5 protein-coding genes are annotated in these 4216 nt (G+C 63.3%); all 5 read left to right on the top strand.

All coding sequences use genetic code 11. The annotated features are described in order from the left end of the window. The coding region (locus tag Q8M73_08690; protein ID MDP2288623.1) for an NlpC/P60 family protein at positions 1–317 on the top strand (317 nt) is incomplete at its 5' end. 81 nt (positions 318–398) lie between these two features. Next, positions 399–674: a hypothetical protein gene (locus Q8M73_08685; GenBank protein MDP2288622.1), complete on the top strand. Its 276-nt coding sequence runs from the start codon at positions 399–401 to the stop codon at positions 672–674. Between the two features lie 30 nt (positions 675–704). Then, positions 705–2102 carry a hypothetical protein gene (locus tag Q8M73_08680; protein ID MDP2288621.1) on the top strand — a complete coding sequence of 466 codons (1398 nt, stop codon included), beginning with the start codon at positions 705–707 and terminating at the stop codon, positions 2100–2102. A 61-nt stretch (positions 2103–2163) separates the two neighbouring features. Continuing rightward, on the top strand, positions 2164–3648 hold the full coding sequence (locus Q8M73_08675; protein ID MDP2288620.1) for a hypothetical protein: 1485 nt from the start codon (positions 2164–2166) through the stop codon (positions 3646–3648). After that, a partial coding sequence (locus Q8M73_08670) for a hypothetical protein (protein MDP2288619.1) occupies positions 3645–4216 on the top strand: 572 nt, incomplete at its 3' end. The genes Q8M73_08675 and Q8M73_08670, both read left to right, overlap by 4 nt.

Here is a 4216-nt window from a genome sequence, read left to right as displayed (position 1 = left end):
AGGGGAACGGTCCTGTGGATTTCGACTGCTCAGGACTCACAGCGTTTGCCTGGCGCGCTGCAGGCGTGAGCTTGGTGGACTACTCGTTCACGCAGTGGAATCAGACTCAACGAATCCCCCGCAGCGCCCTCGCACCTGGCGATCTGGTGTTCTGGTTCGGTGGAGACGTGCACCATGTCGCGATCGTGGTGGCGGTGAATGGTGCGCATGTGCAGATCGCCGAAGCAGCCAATCCTGATGTGGGCGTCCGTATTCGCGACTTTGGTGACGCCTGGGATCAGGCCTACCTGACTGGATTTGGTCGGGTAACGCGGTGAATGCGAGGAACCGCAGGGCTTCGCGCCGTTGATGTAGGTGGAGGGGAATCACCCTCGCCACTGAACTGATCGGAGCTCTTCATGCCAACCATTGCTGCCGTACCCGCGGCATTGACGATGCCGTACCAGAACTTCATGGATGAACTCGCCAAGAGCGTGCAGGTATACGGCACTGCGCTTGCGACGATTGTGCTGATCGTGTGCGCTTTTGGCTACATGGGATCCAAGGGCATGAGTCCGCAGAATGCCTCGCGGTGGATGGGTGGCATGTTCGCTGCTCTGTTCGCCGCGATCGTGTGTGTCGGGGCCCCGGCGATTGTCGGCATCGTTCAAGGCTGGGCGACGACCGCCGCATAGCGGCCGTCGCGCTCACACGGATCCATCGCCATGGACCTGTTCTTCGACAACGTCTTCCACGGGCTGTTCACCACACTTGATCCCCTAGGAATGATCCTGCGCACGCTGATGTCGCTGCTGTCCGACTCCCTGGCTCAACTGACCAGCGGCATGTACACACAACTGTTCCAGATCACCACAGTCGACTTCAGCACCGAGGCTGTCGGAAGCATCTGGCGCATCACCACCGGCCTATCGGTTGGCCTAGCAACAATCCTGCTGATCCTGGCAGCGTTCCGCTCGATGCTGGCACAGTCCAACAAGTACCTGCTCCAGGCGTTCCCCGGGATCGTGCTCGCGATCCTGGGCCCGCAAGCCGCAGCCCTGCTGTTGCCCGTCCTCGCCGCTGGATTTACTTCCCTTGCTGAAGGAATCGTCGCGACGGCAACTCCCGACTTGGCGCAGTCCATGCGCCTACTAGCAGGCGTCGGAACGAACCCAATCTACGAAGGCCTAGGACTGATGGCTCCACTGATTGCTGCGCTGCTGCTGTTCGGGATGGGCACGGTGTTCTTCGTGCTGCTGTTCTGTATGGCCGGCGCTGTCGTGCTGTTCGTACTATCGCCATTCGCGTTCGCAGGACTGGTGATGAGCCCCACCCGCGTGTGGTTCACCAAGTGGGCAACCGCCATGTTCGCCCTGCTATTCGCCAAAGTCCCGATCGCGATCCTGCTAGCACTATCAGTGTCGCTATTCGCGAACTCCAAGAACGCAAGCACCGCGCAGGCGTTCGTCAATGCCGGCGCCGGACTGATTCTTGGAATGGGCGCACTATTGTCGCCACTCTTGGCATACAGCCTGTTCTCATTCATGGGCAGCGTCGCAACCAGACCGGCTGGCGTCCCCTCCAGCCCTAGTCGTGCAGCCAGCACGGGCTACTACGGGATGCAGATGGGCAAATCCGGAGTAAACGCGATGCGCACCGCTGGCGAGAAGTTCCGCTCCCCCACCGCTACTAGTGGCTCGGGTCCCAACGCGGCAATACCGCATGAGCCATCCGCTGCGCAGCGTTCGCAAGGCGCAGTTGTCGCCGGGCCATCAAATCGACCTAGCGGTGGCGGGAATGCAGCACCGGGACTGCCGATCGGTGGCCCAGCTCCCCCACCTGTGTCCGCCGCCGGTGGAGCATCGGCGGCACCGACAGCTGGAGCCGGAGCTTCAGCCGCAGGAGCTGGATCGGCGGCTACCGCCGGGACCGCTGCCGCGGCCGGTGCCGCGACGGCCGGAGTCGGCGCAGCCGTGGTGCTGGGTGCAGCGGCGGCGAAGAAAGCCGGCGCCCAAGCCGCCAGCAAGGCCACGTCAACCGCCGAGGGGCTCGTTAGTTCGGCGAACCCGCCCTCAGATGGACCTTCCAGCTTCGGGGCGCCCGACTCCCATCGTGTCGACTGAACTCGCATCGACTGACATCACGCTCAACCACCACTAGTGATCGTTCGAACGAGGAGCCGATATGCCAACAGCTGCCATTGAGGATCGAGACGTCACCGTCGCATTCCCGCGTCGCCCACGTCCGGGCATTGTGATGGGCCTTCGCGGGGGCCAAGTAGCGCTGCTCGCGGTTGCCGTGATGATGCTGGTGCTCGCCCTGTTCACCGGGACCTTCCCGGGGCCAATGCGCGGGCTTGCTCTGGGCGGCGTGATCGCCTTGGTAATCCTGGCCACCTCGACCGTGGAGGGACGGCCAGGTTACGCCTGGCTTGCAACGCGCACGTCGCACGCATTGCGGATGCGCCGCGGAAACACGACGTTCGCCAAGCCATTGCATGTCGGCTCGATTGGCCAGCACCCAACTGTAGACAAGGGGGTAGGCCTGCTGCCGGGTCGAACGGCGTGCGTACAGGTGCACGAACTCGATGCCGTCGGCTACCTGTTTCATCCACATCAAGGCACCATCACCGCCGTTGCCGAGGTCACCAGCCCTGAATTCCTGCTACGCGATCCGGTCGACCGCAACAGTCGCGTCGCCGGATGGGGGCGCGTGCTGGCTGCCGCGACACGCACCGGCGCGATCCGCCAGATCCAGCTCCTTGAGCGTTCGATCCCCGACGACGGCTCAGAGTTATCGGCATATACCGACGCCCACCTAACGACCGAGCCCACGCAGCTGACCCTTGCCGATGCCTACCGTGATCTGGTCGGTGATCTACGTGGCGGCGCTGACCGGCACCAGACATTCCTCGCCATCACCGTGGATCGGGCCGCCGCCTCGTCACGTATCAAGGCTGCTGGCGGGCAGATGGCTGGGTTGATCGAGGCCTGGCGTCAGGAGTACGCGCTCCTAGCACGTCTGCTGCCTTCGGCTGGATTGTCGATCGTCGATGAGTTGTCCCCGCGGCGACTTGGCGAAGTTGTGCGCATCGCATACGACCCAGCCTCGACGTTCACGATTCAACCTGGCCAGGGGGTCGACCCGGCCGTATGTGGCCCGACTGCAGGTCGCGAGGAATGGGACTACCTCCGCACCGACGGCGCGTTCCATGCCGTGCTGTGGGTCGCGGAATGGCCGCGCGCCCATGTCGCTGCTGACGTGCTGTGGCCAGTGATCTTCCCCTCCGGAGTGAACCGCACCCTGTCGTTGTTCTACAAGCCGTTCACTCGCGCCCAGTCCGAAAGTGCCATCCGTGCCAAGCACTCGGAGATCGTGCAGAGCTCGTGGCTGAAGGACAAACTCGGTCGCATTGAGACCCTCGCCGATTCCAAGGAACTCGACGACGTCCTGACCCGGGAATCCGAACTGCTCGCCGGTCATGCTGAGGTCGGGCTGGTGGGCATGATCACCGTCACCGCGTCCACTCTTGATGCACTCGAAGCTGATGTCACCTCCATTCACGCCGCTGCGACCCAGGCGAGTCTGGACCTGCGCCGCGTCTACGGGCAGCAACTGCAGGCATTCACCGCCGCAGCACTACCGCTTGGCATCGAGGTGATCGCATGAGCATCACGCTGCCTGCCCTGCGCCGCCGCAAGAACACGGCCCCGATCCAACCCTCGACATGGACAAACCCAGGCGCACCGGTGTCGGAATTCGCCCGAAAGGGACGTGACCGCTCACGGTTCACACTTCCGAGTCTGCGGATCTCAACCGCGACCGCATCAGTGGCATACCCGTTCCTGGCGCAAGCACCCTTGACTCATAAGGGCACGTTCCTGGGCACCAACCTCGGCACCGGGGCACCCTTCACCTTTTCTCCTTTCGAGCTGTACCGCGACGGGCTCATCACCAATCCGAACATCCTGGTTGTTGGTGAGATCGGATCGGGAAAGACAAACACGACCTGCGCGCTGACCATGCGCTCCATCCCGCTGGGCTACAAGGTCGCTGCCGTGGACGCCAAGAGCGACTGGGCCCGCTTCGCACGCTCCTATGGTGGCGCGGCTATCAGCATCGGGCCCGGCCGCGGCAACAGGCTTAACCCGCTGGACGTATCTGATGCGCTGATGCGTGCTCGGGTGGACGCCGAGGGCAACCGCATCGACCCAGAAATCCTCGCCAAGTCCTCCCA

This window comes from Actinomycetota bacterium (assembly GCA_030684515.1).
In the GTDB taxonomy this organism is placed as follows: Bacteria; Actinomycetota; Actinomycetes; order S36-B12; family S36-B12; genus UBA11398.
This window is presented reverse-complemented; position numbering and strand designations above follow the sequence as displayed.